This window comes from Bradyrhizobium murdochi (genome assembly GCF_000472965.1).
In the GTDB taxonomy this organism is placed as follows: Bacteria; Pseudomonadota; Alphaproteobacteria; order Rhizobiales; family Xanthobacteraceae; genus Bradyrhizobium; species Bradyrhizobium murdochi.
Genome location: NZ_AXAU01000036.1, coordinates 12,654 through 37,459, shown reverse-complemented (window position 1 = coordinate 37,459; position 24,806 = coordinate 12,654). Strand labels below are relative to the sequence as shown.

General features: G+C 58.0%; 19 protein-coding genes and 1 pseudogene. 12 read left to right on the top strand and 8 right to left on the bottom strand.

Annotation, left to right across the window (positions count from 1 at the left end; genetic code table 11):
- Nucleotides 1–1,344, top strand: a 1,344-nt coding sequence (locus YUO_RS0135415; protein ID WP_028351422.1) for an Ig-like domain-containing protein, incomplete at its 5' end; no start/stop codon positions are given.
- A 1,139-nt stretch (nucleotides 1,345–2,483) separates the two neighbouring features.
- Here YUO_RS0135415 and YUO_RS0135410 read toward each other — a convergent pair.
- Entirely contained in the window at nucleotides 2,484–2,828 is a 345-nt protein-coding gene (locus YUO_RS0135410; RefSeq protein ID WP_430649586.1) for an H-NS histone family protein, read from the bottom strand.
- Between the two features lie 791 nt (nucleotides 2,829–3,619).
- Between YUO_RS0135410 and YUO_RS0135405 the strand changes: the two genes are divergently transcribed.
- On the top strand, nucleotides 3,620–3,982 hold the full coding sequence (locus YUO_RS0135405) for an H-NS histone family protein (protein ID WP_028351420.1): 363 nt from the start codon (nucleotides 3,620–3,622) through the stop codon (nucleotides 3,980–3,982).
- An 80-nt stretch (nucleotides 3,983–4,062) separates the two neighbouring features.
- Here the strand turns inward: YUO_RS0135405 and YUO_RS46775 are convergent, their stop codons facing one another.
- The 7 genes and pseudogenes from YUO_RS46775 to YUO_RS0135360 all read right to left on the bottom strand — a co-directional run bounded on the left by YUO_RS46775 (nucleotide 4,063) and on the right by YUO_RS0135360 (nucleotide 13,073).
- Complete coding sequence (locus tag YUO_RS46775) at nucleotides 4,063–4,269, bottom strand: hypothetical protein (RefSeq protein ID WP_156908910.1); 207 nt, start codon at nucleotides 4,267–4,269, stop codon at nucleotides 4,063–4,065.
- A 127-nt stretch (nucleotides 4,270–4,396) separates the two neighbouring features.
- A complete protein-coding gene (locus YUO_RS0135395) occupies nucleotides 4,397–5,875 on the bottom strand; it encodes an exopolysaccharide biosynthesis polyprenyl glycosylphosphotransferase (protein WP_028351418.1) in 1,479 nt (492 codons plus the stop codon).
- Between the two features lie 320 nt (nucleotides 5,876–6,195).
- Nucleotides 6,196–6,504 (bottom strand): hypothetical protein, encoded by a 309-nt coding sequence (locus YUO_RS0135390; protein WP_235782941.1) that lies wholly within the window; start codon nucleotides 6,502–6,504, stop codon nucleotides 6,196–6,198.
- Between the two features lie 151 nt (nucleotides 6,505–6,655).
- A pseudogene (gene tnpC, locus YUO_RS42850) lies at nucleotides 6,656–8,126 on the bottom strand (IS66 family transposase).
- Nucleotides 8,113–8,937: an IS66 family insertion sequence element accessory protein TnpB gene (gene tnpB, locus YUO_RS48250; protein ID WP_235782940.1), complete on the bottom strand. Its 825-nt coding sequence runs from the start codon at nucleotides 8,935–8,937 to the stop codon at nucleotides 8,113–8,115. Before tnpB ends, tnpC begins: the two are co-directional and overlap by 14 nt.
- A 273-nt stretch (nucleotides 8,938–9,210) precedes the next feature.
- Nucleotides 9,211–10,458 (bottom strand): polysaccharide biosynthesis/export family protein, encoded by a 1,248-nt coding sequence (locus tag YUO_RS0135365; protein WP_083754859.1) that lies wholly within the window; start codon nucleotides 10,456–10,458, stop codon nucleotides 9,211–9,213.
- 173 nt (nucleotides 10,459–10,631) lie between these two features.
- Nucleotides 10,632–13,073, bottom strand: coding sequence for an AAA family ATPase (locus YUO_RS0135360; protein WP_235782939.1), 2,442 nt, complete (start codon nucleotides 13,071–13,073; stop codon nucleotides 10,632–10,634).
- Between the two features lie 929 nt (nucleotides 13,074–14,002).
- On the opposite strand from YUO_RS0135360, the gene YUO_RS0135355 reads away from it, so the two are divergent.
- The 10 genes from YUO_RS0135355 (at nucleotide 14,003) to YUO_RS45605 (ending at nucleotide 24,687) form a co-directional block, all read left to right on the top strand.
- Nucleotides 14,003–14,314, top strand: a complete 312-nt coding sequence (locus YUO_RS0135355; protein ID WP_028351412.1) for a hypothetical protein — start codon at nucleotides 14,003–14,005, stop codon at nucleotides 14,312–14,314.
- Nucleotides 14,292–16,508, top strand: coding sequence for a peptidase domain-containing ABC transporter (locus tag YUO_RS0135350; protein WP_083754858.1), 2,217 nt, complete (start codon nucleotides 14,292–14,294; stop codon nucleotides 16,506–16,508). Before YUO_RS0135355 ends, YUO_RS0135350 begins: the two co-directional genes overlap by 23 nt.
- Nucleotides 16,505–17,929 (top strand): HlyD family type I secretion periplasmic adaptor subunit, encoded by a 1,425-nt coding sequence (locus YUO_RS0135345; RefSeq protein ID WP_235782938.1) that lies wholly within the window; start codon nucleotides 16,505–16,507, stop codon nucleotides 17,927–17,929. Before YUO_RS0135350 ends, YUO_RS0135345 begins: the two co-directional genes overlap by 4 nt.
- A gap of 247 nt (nucleotides 17,930–18,176) precedes the next feature.
- On the top strand, nucleotides 18,177–19,238 hold the full coding sequence (locus YUO_RS0135340; RefSeq protein WP_028351409.1) for a Gfo/Idh/MocA family protein: 1,062 nt from the start codon (nucleotides 18,177–18,179) through the stop codon (nucleotides 19,236–19,238).
- Between the two features lie 3 nt (nucleotides 19,239–19,241).
- Nucleotides 19,242–20,759 carry an oligosaccharide flippase family protein gene (locus YUO_RS0135335; protein WP_051379826.1) on the top strand — a complete coding sequence of 506 codons (1,518 nt, stop codon included), beginning with the start codon at nucleotides 19,242–19,244 and terminating at the stop codon, nucleotides 20,757–20,759.
- 37 nt (nucleotides 20,760–20,796) lie between these two features.
- Nucleotides 20,797–21,291: an acyltransferase gene (locus tag YUO_RS0135330; protein ID WP_028351407.1), complete on the top strand. Its 495-nt coding sequence runs from the start codon at nucleotides 20,797–20,799 to the stop codon at nucleotides 21,289–21,291.
- A 130-nt stretch (nucleotides 21,292–21,421) separates the two neighbouring features.
- Nucleotides 21,422–22,531, top strand: coding sequence for a DegT/DnrJ/EryC1/StrS family aminotransferase (locus tag YUO_RS0135325; RefSeq protein ID WP_028351406.1), 1,110 nt, complete (start codon nucleotides 21,422–21,424; stop codon nucleotides 22,529–22,531).
- A 65-nt stretch (nucleotides 22,532–22,596) separates the two neighbouring features.
- The gene (locus YUO_RS0135320) at nucleotides 22,597–23,601 is read left to right on the top strand and encodes an NAD-dependent epimerase/dehydratase family protein (protein ID WP_028351405.1); all 1,005 of its coding nucleotides are present in this window, start codon (nucleotides 22,597–22,599) and stop codon (nucleotides 23,599–23,601) included.
- A complete protein-coding gene (locus YUO_RS46770) occupies nucleotides 23,598–23,741 on the top strand; it encodes a hypothetical protein (protein WP_156908909.1) in 144 nt (47 codons plus the stop codon). Before YUO_RS0135320 ends, YUO_RS46770 begins: the two co-directional genes overlap by 4 nt.
- An 85-nt stretch (nucleotides 23,742–23,826) precedes the next feature.
- A complete protein-coding gene (locus YUO_RS45605) occupies nucleotides 23,827–24,687 on the top strand; it encodes a glycosyltransferase family 2 protein (RefSeq protein ID WP_083754857.1) in 861 nt (286 codons plus the stop codon).
- Nucleotides 24,688–24,806: the final 119 nt, after the last annotated feature.

Genomic DNA, 24,806 nt, shown 5'->3' with positions numbered 1-24,806 from the left:
GCCAAGCATGTGCTGACCGCGACCGCGACCAATTCGAGCGGCCAGACCAGCGCCGCGTCCGGCGCGGTGACCGTGACGGTGGATACGGTGGCGCCCGCGGCTCCGACGATGGCGACGCCAACCAACAACGCCAACGGCGGCCTGAACCTGGCCGGTACGGCGGAAGCGAACAGCGTCGTGAAGGTGTTTGACGGCACGACCCAGATCGGAACCGCGACGGCCAACAGCACTGGTGGGTGGGGTTATACCACCGACGCCCTTGCGGCCGGCTCGCACAGCCTCACTGCAAAGGCGACGGATGCGGCAGGCAACACCGGCGCGGCGTCCGCCGTGGTCACGGCCAGCACCGGCACCTCGGCGCCCCCAGCTCCACCAACGTCGCCAACGCCAACTCCGGGTGAGCAAGTCGAGTCGGCTGGTGCGACAAGTCTCGTTGAGAGCGGCGGCAAATATTACCTCAACAGCAGCAGCGGATCCGGCCCCACGTTGAAGTATGGCGGTGCGGATTTTGTGGACGGGCAAGACGGCACCTGGACGCCGATCGGTGCGGAGAAGACGGCGACGGGCTATCAGGTTGCCTGGAAGGAGGCGAGCACCGGTCAGTACACGGCCTGGAACACCGACAACAACGGCAACTACGTTTCCCACGTCAGCGCCCTGACCGGCTCCGTGTCAGGCGGCTCCGTGTCGGGCACGAACTATGGCCTTAAATTGCTCGAGACGAGCTTCCATCAGGATCTCAATGGTGACGGACAGGTCGGTGCTTCCAGTGCGCCTGCGCCGACTTCATCCGTCGATTTGACCACCATGTACAAGAACTGGAGCGACATCGTCACGATCAAAGGCGTCGCCGATGCCAACAGTCAGATCAAGCTGTACGACGGCAACGCATCGCTGGGAACGGTGAATACGGCTGCCGACGGCAGCTGGTCCTTCAAGACATCGTCCGCCGTATCCGACACGGTGCATACGTATACTGCCAAGCAGATCGATAGCACCGGTCAGGTTGTTGGCACTTCGGGCAATGCGACCCTCGGCTCGACAGGGAGCAATACGCTGACGAGTACCTCTGGCGATGACCTTTTCGTTGGGAATGGAGGCGCTGACACCTTCGTATTTGCGCCGAACTTCGGGAACGACGTTGTGAAGGATTTCGGTACATATGGACGGTCCCACGATGTGGTTCAGTTCAGCAAGAGCGTCTTCGACAGTTTCGCGAGCGTTCTCGCCCACGCAACGCAGGTAGGCCAAGACGTCGTCATTTCGGCTGATGCGGACAACTCGGTGACGTTAAAGAACACCAAGCTGGGCGCCATCAATAGTCACGACTTCCACTTCTCGTAGTCGTTCAGCCTGAAAGCTTTCGGATGCGCTCAGCCAAATTTATGAGCGCATCCGAAGCATCGGCATAAGCGTTGGTCGTGCGAAGGATCGCCGGAGAGGCAGCAACCGCTGGCTCGCAAACCGCTAGCAGGCATTGATGATCTCCGATGAGCTAGCTAGCGACGGCAACGTAACGCGTTTGTTTGTATTGAACCATCGAATGTTGGCGCCACGGCCAGCAGGTATCAAGCTGCCCAGCCGCTATCCGCCTAATACCTGACTGAAATGACCGCACCCGCTCTATAGCGCCAGCAAGGTCCGTAATGCGCAGGTCCAGGATACCAGCCGGACCCGAAAAACGGCACGGTAAGGGGGGTAGCACCCCGGACGCCTTCTACTAGCTCGCACCGAGCATGGCGAGGTCCGACTGAACGCGGCGGTCTTGCGTTCCAGCGGTGCGCGCTAACATCTGCTCCTGCCATCGAAGTCGGCTGGACGGCCCTATCTGCTGCTTCTATGGAGCTCGTGGAAATAGCCAGAAATGCGGTCAACGAGACCGACAAAATGAGAGTTCGAGGCGCAGTCGACATTACCGTCCCTCTTGTTGATGTGTCCCGAGATTATCCTCAAGCTCTAGCTTGCCCCAGCCCGATCAACAGGGGAAGGTCCCGCCCCGGTATCCCCAACTCCCAAGGATTCCATCTGAGGCTCGAATGCCGTGAACTGTTCCCGCTAGGTGCCTTGCCAAGTGCTTTGGCGAGAGCTGATCAGCTACCGTAGCATCCGACCAAATTATCGACCGGCTTTTGTCGGCGGCCCCCTCATTGCAACGCATAAAATTCACGGAAACATTGAACCTACCTCCCGCCACCGTCGTCTAATCTTCTCGGGAATTCTAGCTTTCCTGGTACTCGGGGGCTTGTATGGGTGACGATCTTACAAGCAAAGCTCAGCTCAAAACAATAAAGCGAGCTCACAAGCAGCTTCACGTTGTGACCGAGGCTAACACAACACCGGCAGCCCTCACATCATGCATGGAACTTTACGGGATATTGCTTGGGCAAGTCAGGTATTCGCAGCAACTTAGTGACTTACCTCGAGTGCACGCGAGCAGCGGGCCAAAATTCCTACGCAATGCAATGCGTTAACCGCGACCCGCTTCAAGCGGTCTCGTCGTTGTGACTATCGTCGTCTGCAAGGTTAACGCTTTTGTCTATTACAAAGTCTTCCAACTTCCGTCCGGCGCTTAAGGCGGCGACCAGCCATCTCGGCTGCTTTCCGCGCCCAGACCACACTTGCGAGGGCTGAGAGGGGTTCCGGTATTTTGGCTGAACTTTTGGATATTTGCGTCGCGGACGGTTGGCAGGCGTGCCCTCATCGCGCATCTGCTCTACGCGGCTCAATTGCGCCAGCCGCCGCTCCAACTGAAGCTTTTCTGTGGTGATTTTTTCGGACAGGAGTTTGGTGAGCTGCTCATGCAAGAGCCAGAGCTCGTCAAAATCCATAGCCTCCAAGTCTGTCCTGCGCATCGCGGGTCCGTTAAGGCTAACAGATTGCGGTTTTTCCGGAAGCATCCAATCCTCGAAATATCGCTGGCGATGACGCCAAATACGTGCGAAGTTTGAATCGATAGATTTAGGCTTTTAAACATTATTTGATTGTAAATTTAATAATTTAATTACATTAAAAGCAAGAGTGTATTTAGGGTTTTGAGCAGAGCCAGTGGGCGTCGGAAAAGGAAGGTGACACGCTGCTATGAAATGATTGGGGTAGGGTCGTTGCTTAGAGTTTTTGCGTAGGTGCCCAAATGGATTTTCAAATGGATTCTATCGGTTCCTCCCTTTCTCGCCTTCAGGATGCGGTTGGTCGCTGCATGGTACCGTCCGCCGCATCGAGTGATGTTAGCCAACTCAGACACCAGATTGAACTTAGGCAGCGTGTCCTGAAGGATATCGAAGTCATCAGATGCCGGCTGTCGCTTTTCTTTCGCCACAGGGGCAAGGGGCCGCGCAGGAAAACGCAGCACCGGCGGGGGCGATCGAGCCTTGACGCACGCCAGGACCACGGCTGGCGAACTCCTCGTCCTTGACTGCAGCTCTTTGATCGGTGCAGTTCAAAGGGCCGTCCAGGCTGGCAATTTCGCGCGGCTAGATTTCTGTGTCAAAACAAGCGCAAAGGACGCCAAAATAATCATTTTCCCGTGGAACTCTTGTAATCCCCCTTGATTGTCATTCGGGGGTGTGACATCGCATTATGTTCTAAGCATTATGTTCCAAGGGGAACCAAGAGCGACGGCATGGCTCCAAAAAAAATCGATTTTGAGTCCTGGTCTCTGGACGAGCTTTGGACGCTTCACGGGGAGATCAGCGGGATTCTGTCAGCGCGGATCAGGGCCGAAAAAGGCGAACTCGAGAAGCGCTTGGCGGTGCTTAGTCGCGGTACAATCATCGCAGGCGATTCGGGAGGTTTGCAACCGGAGGGCAAGCCCCGCCGCAAGTATCCCCGGGTGTTGCCAAAGTATCGGAATCCTCAGACGTCCGAAACCTGGTCGGGCCGCGGCAAGCGGCCGAGATGGTTGGTTGCAGCAGTCAAATCGGGACGCAAGATCGAAGAGTTCCGGATTGGCGAGGCTGGCACGAAGGCTCGTCAGCGAGCGTGAGCTGATCGACGAGGTATTGTATTATTAACCACAAGATTAATGGGTTGGAGGCGCGGCTGGCGAACTGAGATAACTTGCCGTCAGGCATTATCGATGCGCGGCAGAGGCAAGCGGTGACCAATCAGGATTGGACAGAAATCAAGAATGAGCTGAATGGGCTGGTGCCCGGCCTTCCACAAGGCGAAAAGAGGACGTCGCGCGCTCAAAGCGTTCGCCAAACGATCCAAACGGACGAACAGGCGCTTCTGGCGCACATAGCTGACGCTCTGGTCCAAGAGAAACAACACTGACGCGTAATTCCCGGGCTTGAGTTGGCGCTACGCCGGCTATGTTGACTTGCAAGGTGCCGCCTCGCTGAGAGCGCCTTGAATCAGTTCGGATCAATCTGCTCGACTGTCAGGCCAATTCTGGCGCCTAGTAGGCGTTGCGACCGCGCAGCACCTCAATCGGTGTCTGGACCAGGATCGCCAGATCCAATCGAGCGCTCCAGTTGTCGATGTACCAAAGGTCGTACTCAACCCGCCGTTCAATCGAGGCGGCGGTGGGTGTGGGTCCTCGACACCCGTGTATCTGTGCCCAACCCGTCAACCCGGGCTTCACGCGCCGCCGGAAGGCATAATTGCGGACAACCTTATCAAACTGGCCGTCTTGAGAGATGGCGTGCGGCCGCGGCCCGACAAGTGACATGCTTCCGTAGAGCACATTGATTAGCTGCGGTAACTCATCGATGCTCGTCCGACGCAGCCATTTTCCAACGCGAGTCACACGGCTATCGACCGGCCGCGCCTGGATGACCGATGGCCCGTCTTCCAGCACGCGCATGGTGCGGAATTTGTAGATTGAGAAACTCCGACCGTTGAAGCCACAGCGTTGCTGCCTGAAAAGGACCGGACCAGACGAGTCCAGCTTGATCGCTAATACAACTACAGCAAACAGCGGCGACAGAATAACCAGGGCAAGTCCGGCGCCGACCAAATCCGTAAACCGCTTGATGGCTCGCTCAAGGAATGTAAGTGGCCCTCGCTGGATTTCCACGCATACGGTGCTGCCAAGGTCCCGCGTGGGTCGCCTGAACATCTCCGAAAGCGCGCCGACGGGTACAAAGGAGACCGGAGTTGGCAGAACCCGCAGTTCTGCGACAAATGCACGCAATTCCGACCACTGGTTCGGATCTGCCTCAACGATGATTTCCTCGACGTTTGAGCCGCGAGCATTTTCAATCACGCGAGCGCTAAGCCGCTTGCGGTGATCAGAACCGAAACGAGGCGAAGGCAACCTGAAATGCTTGGTCACACAAAATCCGAGCATGTTCAGCGTTGGCAAAAGTCCCACATCACTAGACTGTGGTTGATCAGAAATCAGAATGATATTGCCGCCGGCGAATTTTCTTTTGCTGAGGCCTCTCATGAGCAAGCTCTTAATGAGAGCTCGTCCGATGACGAGTAATACAAGACTGGTAAGGGCAAAGGCCATTCCGGCGCCGCGAGGGTATTCGTCACTAACGTTGAGCGAGCCAGCCGCAGCGGCTAGAACGATAAATGCGAATAGCAAGGCGCCGCAAACGGCGCGAACCTGACTGCGCAGGACCAGTAGTTCACTTGGATTGTACATACCTTGCATTTTTAACAACGATACGAACATCGCTGATACGACGATGGCCGAGCCAGTGGCGTTTGCGAAGCCGGCCGCGGTCCAACTAATGCAGAGCCGATACAAGAAGACTGAAACGATGCTTGCGAGAACGATGGTGCCGAGATCAGTACAAATCGCGACCAGCTCGATGGACCTATATCGGATTGGCCATTTTCGCTGTGCGCCCGAGGGAGGGCTGTACAGTTCGAGGGCTATCTCCTCGTGGAGGCCGGCTGCAACGTTTCGGTTAATAAAGTTCATGCCAGAACCAGACTGTTCGAGGCTTTCTGCAATAAGTTTAATCTATTATTAACGCATTAAATAAATCAAGCAAAAACCGCATCGAATTAAATTAGTCGAGTTATTTTTGGACGCTGATTATCGCGGCGCCGGTTTCTCATGCGGGAATGATCCATGCGGCAACTCCTAGTGGAGCGCCGCATCGCCGACTGGTGATGATGATGATGATGATCATCCTAGCGGGATCGATCTGCCCAATGCTGGTCGCCCTCCGGTCAGCAGTAAGCGTCCGGTGAGGACCCCCGGGGTAGAAGGTTCGGTCGGGTGCTGGCGCGGTACGGTTAGGATAGCGGGCGCTTCGGCTGATATGGGCTGTGAGGGTTCACATCGAGGTCGACGATCTCGACGCAGCCTTGTGGCTGGGTATGGCTGGAACCGGTTCGCCAGGGCCCATCGCGAAGTTGAGCCGCGCTTACCTTTGCAAGCCATAGACAACGCCACTGGCCTTCTCGCGGCAGACCCGATTTGCTTTGGCCGCCGAACTGATAGGTGAGCACCTTCTCCTGCTGTTGCGAATGGCCGAGGATGATGGGACAGAGTTCACGGGGATAACCCTCATACACGCAGAAGACCGGCTTGCGCTTGCGCATGGCCTGTTCGAACAAGCGGTAATTGGAACTTGGCACCGACCTCTCCCTTCGGTTCAGGAGGATGTAAGCGTGCAAACCAACATCCTCCAGGTCGGAGCGGAGGCCGCTGCGAGCGTCAGGCAGCCGCTCGCGTTGCGCTCGCCTGCCAATTCTAAGGCAGGAGTTCGGAAATGCGCTTGGCAGAGTGATCCGGCAGGCGGGCCAGGACATCGGCGAGCCAAGCCTGAGGGTCGATGTTGTTGAGCTTGGCGGTGGCGATCAGAGTGTAGATCGCAGCCGCACGCCGGCCGCCCTCATCAGAGCCTGCGAAGGTCCAATTCTTTCTTCCGACGGCGACGGCCCGTAGTTCGCGTTCGGCGGCATTGTTCGACATGTAAAGACGCCCATCATCGAGGAAACGGGTGAAGGCATCCCAGCGGCCAAGGCAGTATTTGATCGCCTTGGCCGTGTCGTTGTTCCTAGAGAGCCTGGCGCGCTGCTCGCGTAGCCACGCCTCCAACTCGATGACCAACGGGCGCTACGTTCCTGGCGCACGCGCAGACGCTCTTGCGGCGCAAGGCCATTGATCTCGCGCTCGATGGCGAACAGAACTTCGACGCGCTTGACCGCCTCGGCCGCGATCGGCGCCTTATCGGGCCGCCCTTGCGATTGGCCTCGTAGAGCCTGCCAAAGCCGGCGTAGGCGTCGGCCTGCATCAGTCCGGCATAGCCCGCCAGTTGCTGCTCCGGATGCGCACCGCCACGATCGGGCGAGTAGAAGAACACGGCCGCCGGCGGATCTGGGCCGGCAAATGGACGGTCGTCGCGCACATAGGTCCAGAGCCGGCCGGTCCGGGTCTTGCCCTTCCAGGACCGGCACCGTGGTGTCATCCGCGTGGATGCGCTCTGCCGCGAAGACGTGGCTCCGGATCGCATCTACCAGCGGCATCAGGGTTGCCGCCGCGGCGCCCACCCAGTCCGCGAGCGTCGATACGTCAAGCTCGACGCCTTCAGGCTGGTAGACGTCGCTCTGACGATTGAGCGGCAGGTGCAGGCCGTACTTGGCAAACAGAACGTGGGCCAGCAGCTTGGGCCCTGCACGCCCGCGCGCAATCGGATGCGAGGGGGCCGGCGGCTGGGTGATCGCTTCGCAGGCCCGGCAGACGAGCTTCTCGCGCACGTGCTGGATCACCTTCCACTGGCGCGGAACGAGCTCCAGCGTCTCGGTCACGTCCTCGCCAACCTTGCACAATCGGCTGTCGCCGCAGCATGGGCAGTGGCAGGCACCGGATAGACAATGCGCTCCCGCGGCAAATGCTCCGGCAGCGGCCGGCGGGCTGGCTTGCGGCGCTCGAACGATGGCACCGCAATCTTCTCGGCTGCCATCTGGGCCGCGGTCTCGGCTTGCGCCGCGTTCTCCTCAAGGTCGGCGAGCTGTAACTCGAGCTGGTCCAGCAATGCGCCGCGCTCGGAGGACTGTCCGAACTGCTCGTGCCGCAGCTTCCTGATCGTGAGTTTGAGCTTCTCGATCAGCAATGTCCGCGCCTGGGCTTCCGCCTCCGCGGCCAACCGGGCCGCTCGCTCGGCGCGCAGCATGGCCTGGAGCGTGGTCACATCGTCAGGAAGAGAATCATCGGCGCCCATCGCCGACCAGAGAATCACAAGATGCGGTCTCTGTCCGAACCGCTGATCGTACCACCGATTCAAATCCCAGCGACCAGCCAGCCGCCTGCGGTCGCCAGGTATGTTGCGGCATCCGCCAGTCGATGCCCTCCAGCAGGTAGCCAAGCTGGGCTGGGGTGATTGTCACCACACCATCAGCCGACGACGGCCAGAGAAAGCGGCCACGCTCCAGCCGCTTGGCATAAAGCGACATGCCCAGTCCATCATGCCAATGGATCTTGATGAGCTTGCCGCTCTTGCCACGGAACACGTAGAGGTCGTCGCCGTGCGGGTCTCGTTTGAAGGCTTCCTGCACGAGCAAGGCCAGCGAGTTCATGCCGCGACGCATATCGGTGTGGCCAGTCGCAATCCACACCCGTACGCCTGACGCAGTGGGGATCACCGTAGGCGCCGCCACGGCGGCCTTCAGCGTCGCCGAGTCGACCGTACTCGTGATCCGCATCCGAGCCTTGGCAGCAAACTCGATCTCGATCGACCCGCTGCTGGCCGGCGCAACTGGACAAGGCGTCGGCCCTGATTCCGCGACCACCATCGCCGGTACGAAGCTAGGTTGATGGACGGCATCCTTCGGCTCAGGCCGAAACGACCGTCGCCATCGCAGTAGTAATGAGCGCGAAACACCATACCGCCGCGCTGTTGCCGCGACTTGGCGCGGCGTCTGTAAGCTCTCCAGGACGATCTTGAGCTGCTCATCCTCGGACCAGCGCCGTCGCCGGCCCGTGTCCACCACTTCAAGCCGTTCGACTTGGGCACTGCGCCTATCACCGTCCATAAGGACAGTACTCAACAACACGCCTCATTCGGCAAGGCGGCCTTCACCGGACGGATACGGTCAGCATCGGTTGCTGGCGGGTCAAAGTCGTTATGCAGCGTGGCTGCGCGATGCTGCGCCGCTATGGCGCGAGCAGGACAGCCTGATACGAAGAGCAGTTCCTTGGCGGAAGCCGTGCGCCGGCGTGGTCACTTGCGACCCGGAGGACCGATACTCAGATCTATTGACCGCATCAGCCCGCGTGTTCCGGTTGTTCAGCCGGGAACTCAACGACTATGGGGTGGTGGTCGTAATCGGCGGCGGCGTTGTGATAATCGTCGTCGTTCCGGTGCCCGAGGCAGCAGCCTTGAGCGCAAAGAAGTTGGTTGCGTAGATGATCGGGTCGTTCACGGTCGCCATGATGGTTCTCAGGAAGACCAGGAACTTGGTGGTTTCCACGCTAACCGAGTTAGATGTGTAGATGACGTCCTTGTTCCGCATCTGGAATGACTGGGCCAGGAAATAGCCCGATGGATCCCGAAGGTTTACGTGAAAAATGATCGGAATGATGTCGCCCTGAAAAGGCCTGACGTCGATGCCGATCTCTTTGGCAACCGCCCGCGTTTCGCCGCGGTAGAGATACACCGCCGCTGGATCGGCTTGAGAGTCGTTCAGTCCACCTTGTTTTCCGATCGCCTCTGCCAGCGACAGGCGCCACGCGTCGAACTTGAATTGGCCTTGGGTTCCACCGGCACCAAACGCGACGAAGGTCTGCGGCATATTGAATAGGTAGATGACGTCGTTGGGGAGCACATAAATGTCATTGGCAGGCTCATACATCAGCGCGCCAAATGGCACACTCGCACGATGCCCCATCCGTTTAAGTGAGACCCAGGTGTCGTAGCCTTGCGCAGATGGGCCGCCCGCACGTGCAATCGCATCGAGGACGCGTTCGCCAGAAGGACTTGCCGGAAAACGACCGGCGGTTCGCACATCCCCAAGGACGGTAATCAAAGAAGTGTTCTGCGTCGCGAGGTTGACCACGACTTGCGGTTCAAGGGCGCGAGCCTTGAGTTTGTCCGTGATCTCCTTGCTAATCTCGAAGGGCGTGCGGCCCTTGGCCCGAATAGAACCCGCGTATGGAACCGAGATATTGCCTTGTTCGTCGACCGCTTGGTTGGGAATAGTGACAAAGTTGCCAGCGCGAACGCCCGCTTCGGACGTGAAAAGACCGCCGGCTGCGGCCTCAAAAATAGTGACACTGACAATGTCGCCGATCCCGAAGCGAAATGCTTTCGGCGGCGTTTGAGCGGCAAACGCCGTGGATAGCCTGGGTATGTGGTTTCCAAGAATGTTGACGACTTCCGGGGTCAGCTTGACCAGCGCGTAGGGGAGGACGGCCGGCTCGCTGCCTTCCTTTGCCCTCTGGACGTCCGCGCCCAACGGGCCGCTACCCGGCGTAATGATACATCCGGCACAGAACAGGGTCATAATGCCGACCGCGATTCTCGCGCCAATGTGCAGCGTGCGGATCAGAGCCATTCCCCCAACTATCAACTGAGACCAATCGCCGGGCACGTTGGCACCGTCGAGCGAATCGAACCAGCCTGTTCGTCTATCTATCTGAAAAGCAGTGCCCGTGTGTTGCGCGGCTACAACAGTGGCAGCCCGCGCAACCAACTAATTATCACCGAGATAGGATAACAAATCCCTGCTTAGCCGGAGTTGGACAGGCCATAGCGGGCGCAATGGTCGTCGCTGTAGTAGTCGCGCAGATAGCTGTCGTAGCGAGCCATTGCCTTGATGTCGGTTTTGTTGAGAACAGTGCCGATCAGGCTGTCGTGGATGGTGGGCGCGGTGTGGAGGGCGTGCTTGACGACGTCGATCTTCGTCTGCCCCCATTCGACAACCAAGATAAAGTGGTCGACGAGCTGTGTTGTGGCGCGAACATCAACCAATGGAGTCAGGGGGGGAAGATCGACGATGACGTAGTCATAGCTCGCCCGTAGTCGGTCGAAGAGCTTGTGCATCGAGTCAGTTGAAAGGAGTTCGCTGCTGTGCAGCAGGTCACTCCGCCGAACGGCCGGCAAGAAAGCCAGGTTCGTCGTTGGGTCCCGCCAAACTGTCTCTTCTATCGACTGGCTGCCACTGGTGACCTCGATTATGCCGGCGGCTGCATTTGGTGCGAGACTGGAGGACAGTGAGGGATTCCTCAGGTCGCAGTCGACGATGATGACGCTCTTTCCACCATGCCCAACGAGCTGCGCCAGCGAAGCTGCAATTGTTGTCTTGCCCTCATTGGGCAGAGCCGAGGTGATGCCAATAACCTGATTTGAGGTCTTGGTCGCATTGAGGTCGATTGCCAGCTTGATCGAACGTATCGCCTCGGCGAACCTCGATAGCGGCCTGTCAACGACGGCACGATGGATAGCCGAATCCCTCGCAATGGTTCGCTGACCTAGATCCCCATCGGTCGAGCGCGATTTGGCTCTGCGTATCGGCAACCGCGGCACGACGAGCTCCGGCACCAATGCGAGGCATGGTAGTCCCAATTCGGCTTCGATCTGGGCGGAGGTGCGAAAGACCCGATCCATTAGCTCTCGGAACAAGCCCAACATGACCCCGAAGCCGATGCCGCCAATCAAGCCCAGCGCCATGACTACCTTGCTTTTCGGCTTGCTCTTGCTCTGCGGCGGCAAGGCAGGCTGGATCACCCTCGTCTCGGAGATGGGAAAACTCTCCTGTTGCTTGGAGCCGATGTAGCGCTGCTGGAACATGTCAGACAGGCTGCGCAAACCCTTCGCACGATTTTCCAGTTCCCTGATGGTCAGTTCAGCCGCATTCGTTGTGCGCGATTGGACCACCGCCTCGGCGAGCTGTTTCTCAATCTGTTTCTCTCGCTGTTTGGCGACTTCGAGGTCATTTCGGGTGTTTTCGGCAAGCCTTCTGACCTCCTCGAAAATCGAAGAACGCAGATCGCGCATACGATTGCGGAGAGTGAGGACGGCCTGATGGTTTGGGCCGAATCTGGCCGAATACTCGTTTTCGCGTCTCGTCAGTTCAAGATACTGTTGTCGGAGAGCATTTATAATCGGATTGCTGCTGACGTCGGAGCCAACTGCGTCCAGGGTGCCCATCGAAGACGAATTTGCGGGGTTGGTGCGCAAGATGGCTTCATACTGACTCAACCTCGCCGATGCTTCGGTCAGCAGCGCCCGAGTGGCCATTAGTCGATTATTGAGCTCTGTGACCTGCTGTTCGTCGATCGACTTTCCTTCCGGGGAAACGATGTTGTTCTGAGACTTATATTGGTTAACTTCCCGTTCGGCGTTGAGCGCCTGGTCGCCAAGATCGCGCAGCCTGTCCTGAAGCCAAGTCGTTGCACTTCGATTGGCTTCGAATTTCGCGGTCAACTGCTCCGTGATGTATGCCTTTGCTACCGCATTCGCGATTTGCGCGGCCCGTTCGGCGTTACTCGAATTGAAGCTGATCTCCAGTATGCTGCTCATGCCGACCCGGTTTGCCGAGAGTCGGTCCTGGAACGCCGCGATAACGGCATCCGACAGCCTTTCCGGAGCACCGGCCTTGGATTGATCCGGCGGAGTCGAGTTCCCTGTTGGTGTTCCGTGCCATAACGAGGATAAGGACGGTCCCGAACCGCTGAAATCAGGGTCATTGACGAGGTTGAGCTGCGTGATCACTGAAGTTGCCAGCGCGCTCGATTTGAGCACCTGGATCTGGGTCTCGATCTGGTTGAGATCGAAGGCTGGCTCCGAAAGTATCGACTGCTGCTGAACGAACTGTGCCCGGGGGTTTGCCAGAAGGACTTGCACACGCGCGGTATAGGTCGGTGGGGTGATCCGCAGGTAGATTATACAGGATGTTAATGCGAATACCGCGGTAAGGATGATCACGAGATATTGGCGTCGCAACAGGCCCAACGCGAGATTGACAAGCTCCGCCACGCCGCCAGATCCGGCATCGTCGCTGGGCGCCGGACCGGCCTGAGGACTGCGGCTTTTCTCGACATTTAACATACTAGTTTGAAGCATTGTGGTGCTCGCTGCGCCGCCTGTGATCTCGCCGCCCGGCGGCCGCACCAGTAATCGTGTGGGGCCGGACGCCGGTTGAAGCCTCCGGCCGAGGATTTGAGGCATTTAAATATAACAGGAAAGAAATCTGCTGTCCAAATTAAATGATGGTAGTTAATGTGACGCTTCCAATACGCTGTGGCTCAAAGGCATGGACCAAAAGAGGTGAGGCGGATTGAATTCGGGTGGCGTGACCATCCGTCGCGGATCTGAAGTACCATCCATGAACACGGCCGGCACCGCTTGGGACAAGCTAAGCTCCGCTGCAACGCGCCCGGCACGGTTTGCGGGATAGCCGTTGTTCGGGGAATATGGCGGTTCAATCGCGCGAGGGGTTAGGGGTTTTGCGCGAATTCGATTTTTTCCGGGAATGTGGTTGTTTTGACCGGGCGAGCAGCCTCTCGAGTTCTTCTCGCAGGCGGAGAATTTCCTCGTAACGAACCGTCAGATCATCCTTCATGTGCGGCCTATCGCGCTTTGGCATGTGCTGCAACTTAGCGAGAGCCCAATCGACTGCAACAGGTCCCCAAGATTAAGCTTGATAGACGCTCAAAAGGTTATTTCTGGAACCCTAGGTTGTTTTCCCGCATCCTGCGGCAGATCGGAAGTAGAGCGACCATTGTTAATTTCGGGAATTCCGCCAGAGGGTTAAATGGTGATCAAGGCTCGAATGCAACGTAGGAAAGCGCCCGGCGATCCGGTTCGATTCGGATTCTCCCAGCGACACGGAGCCATCGACGCTTCATTTAATTTTAGAATCGAATTGACGGGAGCTTTTAAACGGATATTAAATGCGAATTATTTTCACCAACCGCTTCGGATTTTGTTGTCGTGCCGATTCAAATGCTTGCCCATGTATTCTCAAGACTCTCCGATTCGGCCGGAGACACGGGCGCTTGGCCTGCGGCGGTTCGAGTATGTCTCCCGACGACTTCAATTGGACAAGCTATGGCATTGATCTTCAGGCCAGAATTGGCAGCATAGGAGTCACCACAATGGACACGGAACTCTTTACGGACGGGATTGGCGAAATCACCGTGGGCGGCTCGATCGTGCGTGTGGACCTGTTCAGCCTTTCACCGACGGAACGGGACGCAAACAACGCGCCGAAACGGGTGTTCCGTCAAAGACTGATCTTCTCGGTGGAGTCGTTTGCGAACTCGGTCGAGGTTATGCAGAAGGCACTTCAGGGCCTGGTCGACGCTGGCGCAGTTCGGCGCACCGATCCGTCACAAGCGGGTTCGCCAACCGGCCAACCCGCTCCGAACAGCCCACGGTCCCCGAATGTCTCAAGCAATTTCCGCTGAAACCGATAGCGCTGGCTCGGCGCAAGTGCCCATTGCGGCGTCGAAAGACGCGCGTCCACAGACCGCACTAGACTGCCTAGCCAGGGTGGCCACTCACCACGGCATCGATCTGCCAGCCGAGCGCCTGCGGCATGCCTATGCGGTCGACGGCACTCCGACTTCGGTCGACCTCTTGCTTCGGATGGCGAAGGAGGCGGGCCTGCGCGCGCAGGCCGCGCAGCTTGATTGGGGCGTTCTCTTCCGGATGGGGCAGGCATATCCGGTTATGCTCCGCCTCTCGAACGGCAATTGGGTCGTCGTTCTTCGCGCTGCGGAGATGTCTGATGGCATCGCGGCGGTTGTTGTTTTTGACCCGCTTGCCGAGCGTCAGAATGAGCCGCTCGTCGTTGGCCAAGAGCAATTTTGCGCGCGATGGCGGGGGGACGCCATTCTGATAAAGCGCGACAACATATTGTCGGATGGCCGGAAGAAATTTGGGCTTCGCTGGTTCGTCCCCGAACTGCTGCGTCAGTGGCGGCTGTTCACCGATGTGGCCATTTGTGCCGTGCTGCTTTACGCGCTCGGTCTCGCGCTCCCCATCTTCTTTCAGTTGGTCATCGATAAAGTCCTGGTGCATGAGAGCTTCACCACGCTTTACGTGCTGGCGGCCGGCGCCGCCGCTGCCCTGGCTTTCGATGCGATATTCGGTTTCCTGCGGCGCTACCTGCTGCTCTATGCGACGAACAAGGTCGACATCCGAATAGCGACCAAGACATTCGGCCATCTACTCGGCCTGCCTGTAACGTTCTTCGAGCACATTTCGGCCGGCGTTCTCGTGAAGCATATGCAGCAGGCGGGGCGAATTCGTGAATTCCTGACGGGGCGGCTCTTTCTGACAACACTCGACGCGTTGTCGCTATTGGTGTTCATTCCGGTACTGGCGCTCTACAGCTTGAAGCTGACCTCTGTCGTTCTGGCCTTCACCGCTGTCAGCGGTCTCGTTGTTGCCTTGTTGATGGGGCCGTTTCGCCGGCGACTCTATGATCTATACCAAGCGGAGGGGGCGCGGCAGGCGCTGCTGGTCGAGACCGTACACGGCATGCGCACAGTGAAGTCGCTGGCCATGGAGCCATTGCAGGGCAAGACTTGGGATGACCGCTGCGCACAAGCGGTGTCCATGCGTTTCGGAGTCGAGAGGATTTCAGCGGCCGCCCAGGCAGTCACCGGATTTCTCGAGAAGATGATGACGCTTGGGATCATTGGCCTGGGTGCGCTCGACGTCTTTAGCGGCGAACTGACCATCGGCGCACTGGTAGCCTTCAATATGCTAGCGGGGCGGGTTTCTGGGCCGCTGGTTCAAATGGTCACCATGGTTCACGAATATCAGGAAGTCGCCTTGGCCGTTAAAATGCTAGGCGAGGTGATGAACCAAAAGCCGGAAAGGGACGGCAACCGCGACGGATTGCGGCCGGATCTGACCGGGAAAATCGAGTTCGAAAACGTCTCCTTTCGGTACGGTGCCGAAGGTGCGCCGGCATTGAATGACGTGTCGTTCTCGATTGCGCCCGGTTCGGTATTCGGAATAGTCGGCCGAAGCGGCTCGGGCAAGACAACGCTCACGCGCCTGATTGCTGGAATGTATCCGGTGCAGCAGGGCTTGCTGCGGATCGACGGCTACGATTCCCGGGAGCTCGAGCTCGAGCATCTGCGCCGGAACCTCGGCGTAGTTCTGCAGGACAGTTTTCTGTTTCGAGGTACGGTTCGAGACAACATCGCCTGCGTGAAGCGCGATGCGACGTTTGCCGAAGTAGTAAGGGCCGCGCAGCTCGCCGGCGCCGACGAATTCATCGAGCGCTTGCCGCGTGGCTTCGATACGATGATTGAAGAGAACGGTTCAAACCTGTCGGGCGGTCAGAAGCAACGCCTTGCGATCGCTCGGGCACTTATCACCGACCCCCGTATTCTCATTCTCGATGAGGCGACCAGTGCGCTCGATTCCGAGAGCGAGATGATCATCCGCCGCAACTTACGGCGGATCGCCGAAGGACGGACCGTTATTATCGTTTCCCATCGACTGTCGATGCTCGCGGATGCCAACGAAATCCTGGTGATCGACCGCGGTCAAATCGTTGACGTGGATCGTCACGATCATTTGCTTTCGAAGTGCACCATCTACCGGCATCTCTGGAACCAGCAGACGAAGCAAATCGCATGAAGACGGAGAAACCGCGAGCCATCGCGAAAGCGGATAAGTTGGCGCAGCCCCGAAAGGTTGAGCGGCGTCGGGGAAGGCTGTTCAGGGCCTCCCGGCAACCGCGCCTGATCGCCGAATTTCAGTCCGATGCAATCGAAGTAGAGGAACGGTCGCCGCCGCGTTTCGCACGGCTAACGCTCTATTGCGTTCTTGCACTAATCGTAGCTGCGGTTACCTGGGCCACGGTGTCACAGGTTGACATGATTGTGACGGCCCAAGGCAAGCTGGTTACCATGCGTCCCAACCTCGTGGTGCAGCCGCTGGAGACCTCGGTTATCCGGGATATCCATGTCAAGGCCGGCGATCGGGTAAACCGCGGTGACCTGCTGGCGACGCTCGATCCGACATTCTCGCAGGCGGACCACGACCAGTTGCGAAACAGGGTTGCCGCTTTCGATGCATCGATTGCGCGTCTGAGAGCTGAGTTGGCTGGCACCGATTATATCGTAACTGACCTCGGTGACGCCGATGCCGTCTTGCAGCGAAAGATGTTCCTTCAAAGGAAGTCGGCTCGCGAGGCGCAGATGCAGAATTTTGATGCGCAGATCGCTTCCGCTCAGGCCAATTTGAAAACAGCGCAGAGCGAAGAAGCAGTCCTGGTGCAGCGGCTTGATAACATGCAGTCGATCGAGGCAATGCGCAGCACGTTAATGGCCAAGGAAGTCGGATCAAAGCTGAATTTCCTGCTTTCCCGCGATGCACGCCTCGAAGTCGAGAGCAATCTGGCTCGCGTACGCGGCAATATCGCCGATTACGCGCATCGGGTGGACAAAGCACGAGCCGATCAGAAAGTGTTCGCCGAGGATTTTCGCCGCACGGCGTACCAGGACCTTGTCGAGACGCTGACAAAGCGAGATAGCGCTGCGGAAGAGTTGAAGAAAGTCGAACTGCGCCGACAACTAATCGTATTAAGGGCCCCGGCAGACGCTATCGTGCTGGAGATCGCCAGCCGTACGATCGGTTCGGTCGTGCGTGAAGCGGAAACGCTTTTTGTGCTTGTCCCGCGGGATGTACCGCTTCAGGCGGAGGTCAACGTCGAGGGCAGGGATGTCGGGCAAATATCTGTAGGCCAGCCGGTGCGGATCAAGTTCGAGCCATTCCCCTTCCAGAAATACGGGACGGGAACAGGAACGGTCCGCGTCATCAGCCAGGACTCCTTTGCGCCAGATCCTAAAGCCGAAGCTGCGCGTCGCACGACAGTTCCCTATTACCGCGTACTGATCGATTTGTCCGACGTGCAACTTCGGCTGCCCTCAGCCCGTACGCAGTTGATCCCCGGCATGGCCGTTACGGCAGAAATGAAAGTCGGGCAACGTAGTGTGATCTCTTACTTCCTCTATCCCTTGCTCCGCGGATTGGACGAAAGTATCCGCGAATACTGAGCGCAATTATTGCATGGCGGTCATTGCATGAAGACAAGTTCAAATGTTGGCCTTCGACTTGCGGTGGGTGCGGTCGCGAGTGAGCCGTCACGAAATTCGATCTTGGTGAACTATGCGCTGAGAGGCCTTCGGCAACGCCGGCTGCCTTAGCGCGGTCGCTGGTCGCAAATCTACCATCTCGACGGGCGCCCACTGCGGTGCCGCGAGCCGGAGCAAGGCACGGAAGTAAAGGAATCGAGGACAGCTCATGCAAGATAGCCGCATTGGTATAGGCGTCGTTGGATACGGCTATTGGGGGCCGAATCTTGTACGCAACTTCGTCAGTAACCCATCCGCTCGCCTCGTCGGCGTCGCCGACTTTGATCCGGAGAAGCGCGCGGCGAGCGAGCGCCTCTATCCGGGCGTGGCCACCACTGGCTGCTATGAGGACCTGCTCAAGGATCCGAGCATCGATGCAATCGCCATCGCTACGCCAGTGCGAACACACTACGAATTGGCACTTTCGGCTCTCAGGGCCGGCAAGCATGTTCTGGTGGAGAAGCCAATGGCGCCAAGCGCGGAATTGGTGCGCCGACTTATCGACGAGGCCGATCGGCGCGGGTTGACGCTGATGGTCGACCACACCTTTCTCTATACGCCGGCGGTTCAGAAGATACGCGAGCTCGTGCAAAAGGACGAACTCGGCGACATCTATTACTACGACAGTACGCGCTCAAGCCTTGGGCTGTTCCAAAGTGATGTCAATGTCATTTGGGACCTGGCGGTCCATGATCTATCGATCATTCAATATATTCTGAATGAGGATCCTGTGGCTGTCTCGGCGACGGGGTCGTGCCATGTGACCGGCACACCGGAGAACATGGCCCATATCACGCTGTTCTTTGATAGCAAATGCGTGGCTCATGTGAGCGTTAACTGGCTCTCCCCCATCAAGGTTCGTCAAACTTTTGTAGGCGGCAGCAAGAAGATGATCGTCTATGACGATCTTGAGCCGAGCGAAAAAATCAAGGTCTACGACAAGGGCATTACCCTCAGCGGCTCGTCCGAAAATGCCCATCAATTCCGGATCGGATATCGCGCCGGTGACATGTGGGCGCCTCATATCTCTGCGAAGGAGGCACTGCAGACCGAGATCGAGCATTTTATCGATTGCGTGCGTACAGGATCGCCGCCAATCTCCGGCGGCATGTCGGGCCTGCGCGTGGTTGAAATTCTCGAGGCGGCATCACGTTCGATAGCCGAGCAGGGCCGTCCCGTTCCGCTGACGGGAAGGCGAAGCCCAGTAAGGCCGGTCAGAGCCATGGCCTGATACATGAGCGGCCTCGATCAGCCCGATCCGTCAAGCGTCGCGCCAGGTTCGCAACGCTCGGTGCACCGTTCGATCATTTTTTCCGCGATCGAACGGTACGGCAATCTTGTGCTGTTCTTGGTCACGGTTGCCGTGCTGGCACGTCTGCTGACGCCCGCTGAGTTCGGTATCTATGCGGTCGTCAATGCTGCGACGGCAGTCGTTGCCGCGTCCTTCCAGGAGTTCGGAGGTGCCAATTACCTGATTCAGAAGCGCGAGTTGTCGCGCGCCAGTGTGCAGACTGCTTTTACGGTCACGTTTGGAATTTCGGCACTTGTCGGACTGGCGCTGCTCGCACTTTCGGGCGTTCTGTCACAATTGTTCGAGCAGGAAAGTTTGCAGAAAGGGATCGCGGTCTCGGCGCTGAACTTCCTGCTTGTACCATTCTCTGGAACGATTACCGGTCTGTTTCGCCGTGATATGGAGTTTGGAAAGCTCGCCATTTGCAATCTTGCATCCGGCGTCGTTGCGGCCGCGGTATCCATTGTTCTTGCAATGTTGAACTTTGGCTTTATGGCGCCGGTGTGGGGCGGCGTAGCGGGCAACGTGGTCTTGACTATCATGTTGCTGAGACAGCATCGCGATTTCGGCGCGTTCAGGCCTTCGGTTGCACAGTTCCGCGATGTCGTAGGCTTTGGCCTGTATTCCAGCGGCGTAAGCGTCATCAACGTGCTGTACAACCTGTCGCCGCAGTTGTTTTTGGCGAAGATTCTCGACTTTGCCTCTGTCGGCTTGTACAGCCGTGCCACGAGTATAACTCAGGTTTTCGACAAGCTCGTTGTGCAGGTCTTGAATCCCATCATCATGCCCGCCCTTGTATCGAGGAGCAAAGATGCATCGAATTTGAGGGGGGCCTATCTTGACGCGGTTGAGCTGCTTTCGGTTGTGCAATGGCCTTTTCTGCTCTTCATCGCGATCATGGCACATCCGATCATTCTGATCTTGCTCGGTCAGAGCTGGCTGGAAATCGTGCCTCTGGTTCGCTTTCTCTGCGTTGCGAATTTGGCTTTGTTCGCGGCCTGTTTGAGCTATCCCACGCTGGTGGCTACTGGAAGCGTGCGCGATGCGCTAACTTCGTCTTTGATCTCCCTGCCACCATCGCTTCTCGTCATTCTGTGCGCGGCTTTCTTTGGGGCCGAAGCCGTGGCAGCATCAGCATTGTTGACCCTCCCGTTCCAGGCTGCGGTGGCTTTGTATTTCATCGGTCGACGGCTTACTTTTGAACCGAAACAGCTCTCTCGTGCTCTGCTGAAAAGCGCCGTGGTGACGGCTATCACCGCTTCAGGGGTGATGGTCTGCGCGGCGCTCATTGAAGCGAGCATCGTACCATCCTTCGTCGGCCTGGTCGCTGCAGGCGGCGTCGGCGCCCTCTGCTGGTGGCTCGGGCTGATGGTTACCGGACATCCTTTGCTGCATCATCTTTATCGAGTGGCGGGTGGGTTGGTCGTGACTGCGCCGTGGCTTAGGCTGCGGCGTCTATGAGACTGTTGCAAGGTGTTGAAGAGCTTGGAGATAGCAGATGCCTATCGCGAAGGACGTGCAGCTCGGTCGCGACGTCCGAATATTCCATCCCGATCTCGTTAATCTCTATGGCTGCTCGGTCGGAGACGACACGAGGATAGGAACTTTCGTGGAAATTCAGATCGGCGCGAAAGTCGGCGCGCGCTGCAAGATATCTTCGCACAGCTTCATCTGTGAAGGCGTGACCATCGAGGATGAGGTTTTCATCGGGCACGGCGTGATGTTCACCAACGACAAATACCCGAGGGCAACCACTGCTGACGGCAAGCTGCAGGGACCAGCGGACTGGAAGGTGGAACGAACCCACGTCGGCCGCGGGGCATCCATTGGCTCCAATGCCACCATTCTTTGCGGTATCACGATCGGCACCGGAGCCATCGTGGGCGCCGGCTCGGTGGTGACAAAGGACGTTCCACCACAGGCTATTGTTGCTGGCGTACCCGCGCAGGTTCGAGAGCCGCGCTACGTCGCAATGGAATCCGCGGACCGTTAATCAAGGATTAAATTCAACCTAAATTCCCCTGCGTGGCTATTTTCATTGCCCAGTTTATATGATTTAATTTGGCCGAAATAACAGTTTAAATGAATTAATGGATCGGGGTTCGCCCGGTGAGGATAACCGCTTGATACCTTTTCTGGATCTGAAGGCTCAATATCGCCAGATAAAGCCACAGGTTGATGCCGCGGTTTTGCGGGTCATCGACAGCGCTCAATTTGTTCTGGGACCGGACGTCGCCGCCTTTGAGGATCGCTTTGCGGCCTATTGCAACGTTGATCACTGCCGCGCGGTCAATAGCGGAACCTCGGCGTTGCACCTTGCGCTGCTCGCGGCCAACGTCGGGCCAGGCGATGAGGTGATCACCGTGTCAATGACGTTCGTCGCCACGACCGCAGCGATCCTGTACTGCGGTGCCAAGCCGGTCTTTGTCGACGTCGACCCGATCTCCTGGACAATGAGCCCGGCCTTGATAGAGGCCGCGATCACGCCGCGAACAAAGGCGATCCTGCCTGTGCACTTGCACGGACTGATGGCGGACATGGATCCGATCATGGAGATCGCTCGCCGCCACGGGCTCGTCGTCGTCGAGGACGCGGCGCAGGCTCATGGTGCGGAATACAAGGGCCGGCGCGCCGGATCCATCGGCGATCTCGGCTGCTTCAGCTTCTATCCGGGCAAGAATCTGGGAGCGTACGGCGAGGGCGGAGCGGTCGTTACCAACAGCCCGGACCTCGCACGACGAATTTCGCTGCTCCGGGATTGGGGCCAGGAATCCAAATACAATCATGTCGTCGCCGGCTATAATTTCCGCATGGACGGCATTCAGGGCGCCGTGCTGAACGTCAAGATGGACCACCTCGAATCCTGGACCGAGGGGCGCCGGACAGTGGCCACGCAATATGACTCTCTGCTGGAGAAGCTTCCTTTCGAACGCCCCCGAGCGCCGACCCACAGCCGGCATGTCTATCACGTGTATGCGGTGAGGCTTCCCCGGCGTGACGAGGCGCTGAAGTTGCTGCAGGAAGGCGGAATTGGTGTGGGCATTCACTATCCGGTTCCGGTCCATCTGCAGAAAGCCTACGCGAATCTTGACTATCGCGCAGGCGATTATCCCGTCACTGAACGGCTGGCGAACGAATTCCTCTCGCTGCCGATCTATCCGGAACTGCGGCGGGACCAGGTGGCAGAAGTCGTGGCTCAGCTGCAAAAGGCGGTACTTGTCGAGGCTGCCTAAGGCATCTCGGCTAAAGCACGTGTCATGCACGATCGCTTGTCGAGACCCAACAACAGGAGAGCATCTTGGCTGATCTTAAGGGTAGGCGCATTCTGGTCACGGGCGGGGCGGGCTTTATCGGCTCGCATATCATCGACCTGTTGTGCAACGAGGGCTGTGTCGAAATCGTTGCACTCGACAATATGGTGAGGGGGCGGCCGGAAAATCTTCGGCGCGCCATGTCACGGGGTCCCGTGCGCCTGGTCCACGGGGATATCCGCGACCGCGAACTCATGGAAGGACTGGTACAGGCGGCCGATATTGTCTTTCATCAGGCAGCACTTCGAATAACTCACTGTGCTGCCGAGCCGCGCCTGGCTATGGAGGTCATGGTCGATGCAACGTTCGATCTGCTCGAGCTTTGCGTCAAGCACAATGTCGAGAAAGTCATCGCCGCGTCCTCTGCATCGGTGTACGGCATGGCAGAGGAGTTTCCGACGACCGAGCGGCAGAATCCCTACGACAACCGTACCCTCTATGGGGCGGCCAAGGCCTTCAACGAAGGGCTGCTCCGCACCTTTAACGACATGCATGGGCTCGATTACGTCGCCTTCCGCTATTTCAACGTCTATGGCGACCGCATGGACATCCATGGCCGTTATACCGAGGTCTTGATCCGCTGGATGGAGCGCCTGGAAGCCGGCCTGCCCCCGATCATCTTCGGCGATGGCCAGCAAACCATGGATTTCGTCCATGTTCGCGATATTGCTCGCGCCAATATTTTGGGAGCGCGGGCAAAGCTCACCGATGAAGTGTTCAACGTCGCCAGCGGGACCGAGACCAGCTTGTTGCAGCTTGCTACGACTCTTGCTTCCGTGATGGGGCATCGTGGCCTGACGCCGGAATTCGCGCCGGAGCGATCGGTCAATCCGGTGCCGCGCCGGCTGGCCTCGACAGGGAAGGCGGAGCGCCTGCTGGGCTTCCGCTCCAGCGTGCCGCTCGAACAGGGGCTTGCCCATCTCGTGAAATGGTGGCGAGCCGAACGCGGATCGCTCGTGGCAACCCACCAGAGGGAGACGGTGGCTTCGTGATATCGAAAGCACTGCCGCTGCTCGCGGATGAGGAGGCAAACGCTTCCAGTGCGGCGGTGCTGTCGGGATGGTTGTCGCAAGGTTCGCAGGTGGATTTCGCAACGCTGGCCCGCGCCGCACCCGCGCAAGTCACATGGTGAGGCTGAAGCAGTGCCTTGAGGTTGACCGAAGCGATCTCCGCCTCAAAGACACACTCAAGTTTAATCCACTTCGACCTGGCTAGCCATGATTTCGATCGTCGTCCCAGCCCACAACGAGAGTTCCGTGATTGCACGGACCTTGAATCCATGGGTCACCAACTCGGCTTCAGGCGAAATCGGCGTGGTCGTCGTTTGTAACGGGTGTGTAGATGACACCGCGAACGTCGCCCGGCGCTTCGGTCCAACCGTCCATGTTGTCGAATCGGATATCGCAAGCAAAACAGACGCCCTGAACTTGGGAGATCAAATTTCAGGCGTGTTTCCGCGGATCTATGCTGACGCCGATATTGTTATTACCGTTGATGCTATTCGAGCTCTGGCAAGACGCCTAGAGCAAGGCGACGTTTTGGCTGTGGCACCCACGGCCCATATCAATCTGACGGGCTGTTCCTGGCTCGTTCGCAAATACTACGGAATTCGGTCACGGCTGCCATCTTCGCGCGAGGGGATTGGTGGGTCCGGCGTCTACGCCTTATCCGAGGCGGGGCGCAGGCGATTTGGACAGTTTCCCCACGTCATTGCTGACGATACCTATGTTCGCCTTCAGTTCAAACCAGAAGAGCGAGAGACACTGCCATACGCGAGGTCCACGGTATTCCCCCCACGTACTGTGCTGCAGTTGATCGCAGTCAGAACTCGTGCCTATAGGGGAACATTCGAGCTCGCCCGGCGCTTTCCAGAGCTGCGCGTGAACAAAGGGGAAGGCAATAACCGGACGCTTATTGCCTTGTTCAAAAAACCTCATTTTTGGCCCGCATTGTTAATTTATTGTGCTGTCAACATTGCTGCCCGGTGCAGGGCGACCATGGATTTGCGAAGCGGAGTTCATCGCTGGCAGCGCGACGAGACTTCCCGTACGGCGCTATCGGCAGACTCACCTAAATGAACGCGTAAATGAGTGCGAAGCTCGGTGTTCGATCGGGCTGATGGAATCGGGCGCGCCTTTACTACAAAGAAATATCTTGATTTTAAATAATCTGGCCTTTATTTTGAATATTGAATTAA

Coding starts and splice junctions, on each gene's coding strand:
- YUO_RS0135395 (WP_028351418.1), bottom strand. CDS start 5,875: ATGAACTTTATTAACCGAAACGTTGCAGCCGGCCTCCACGAGGAGATA.
- YUO_RS0135330 (WP_028351407.1), top strand. CDS start 20,797: ATGCCTATCGCGAAGGACGTGCAGCTCGGTCGCGACGTCCGAATATTC.
- YUO_RS0135335 (WP_051379826.1), top strand. CDS start 19,242: ATGAGCGGCCTCGATCAGCCCGATCCGTCAAGCGTCGCGCCAGGTTCG.
- YUO_RS45605 (WP_083754857.1), top strand. CDS start 23,827: ATGATTTCGATCGTCGTCCCAGCCCACAACGAGAGTTCCGTGATTGCA.
- YUO_RS0135345 (WP_235782938.1), top strand. CDS start 16,505: ATGAAGACGGAGAAACCGCGAGCCATCGCGAAAGCGGATAAGTTGGCG.
- YUO_RS0135410 (WP_430649586.1), bottom strand. CDS start 2,828: ATGGATTTTGACGAGCTCTGGCTCTTGCATGAGCAGCTCACCAAACTC.
- YUO_RS0135340 (WP_028351409.1), top strand. CDS start 18,177: ATGCAAGATAGCCGCATTGGTATAGGCGTCGTTGGATACGGCTATTGG.
- YUO_RS0135355 (WP_028351412.1), top strand. CDS start 14,003: ATGGACACGGAACTCTTTACGGACGGGATTGGCGAAATCACCGTGGGC.
- YUO_RS0135390 (WP_235782941.1), bottom strand. CDS start 6,504: ATGCGCAAGCGCAAGCCGGTCTTCTGCGTGTATGAGGGTTATCCCCGT.
- YUO_RS0135360 (WP_235782939.1), bottom strand. CDS start 13,073: ATGCCTCAAATCCTCGGCCGGAGGCTTCAACCGGCGTCCGGCCCCACA.
- YUO_RS0135350 (WP_083754858.1), top strand. CDS start 14,292: ATGTCTCAAGCAATTTCCGCTGAAACCGATAGCGCTGGCTCGGCGCAA.
- YUO_RS0135365 (WP_083754859.1), bottom strand. CDS start 10,458: ATGGCTCTGATCCGCACGCTGCACATTGGCGCGAGAATCGCGGTCGGC.
- YUO_RS0135405 (WP_028351420.1), top strand. CDS start 3,620: ATGGCTCCAAAAAAAATCGATTTTGAGTCCTGGTCTCTGGACGAGCTT.
- tnpB (WP_235782940.1), bottom strand. CDS start 8,937: ATGGACGGTGATAGGCGCAGTGCCCAAGTCGAACGGCTTGAAGTGGTG.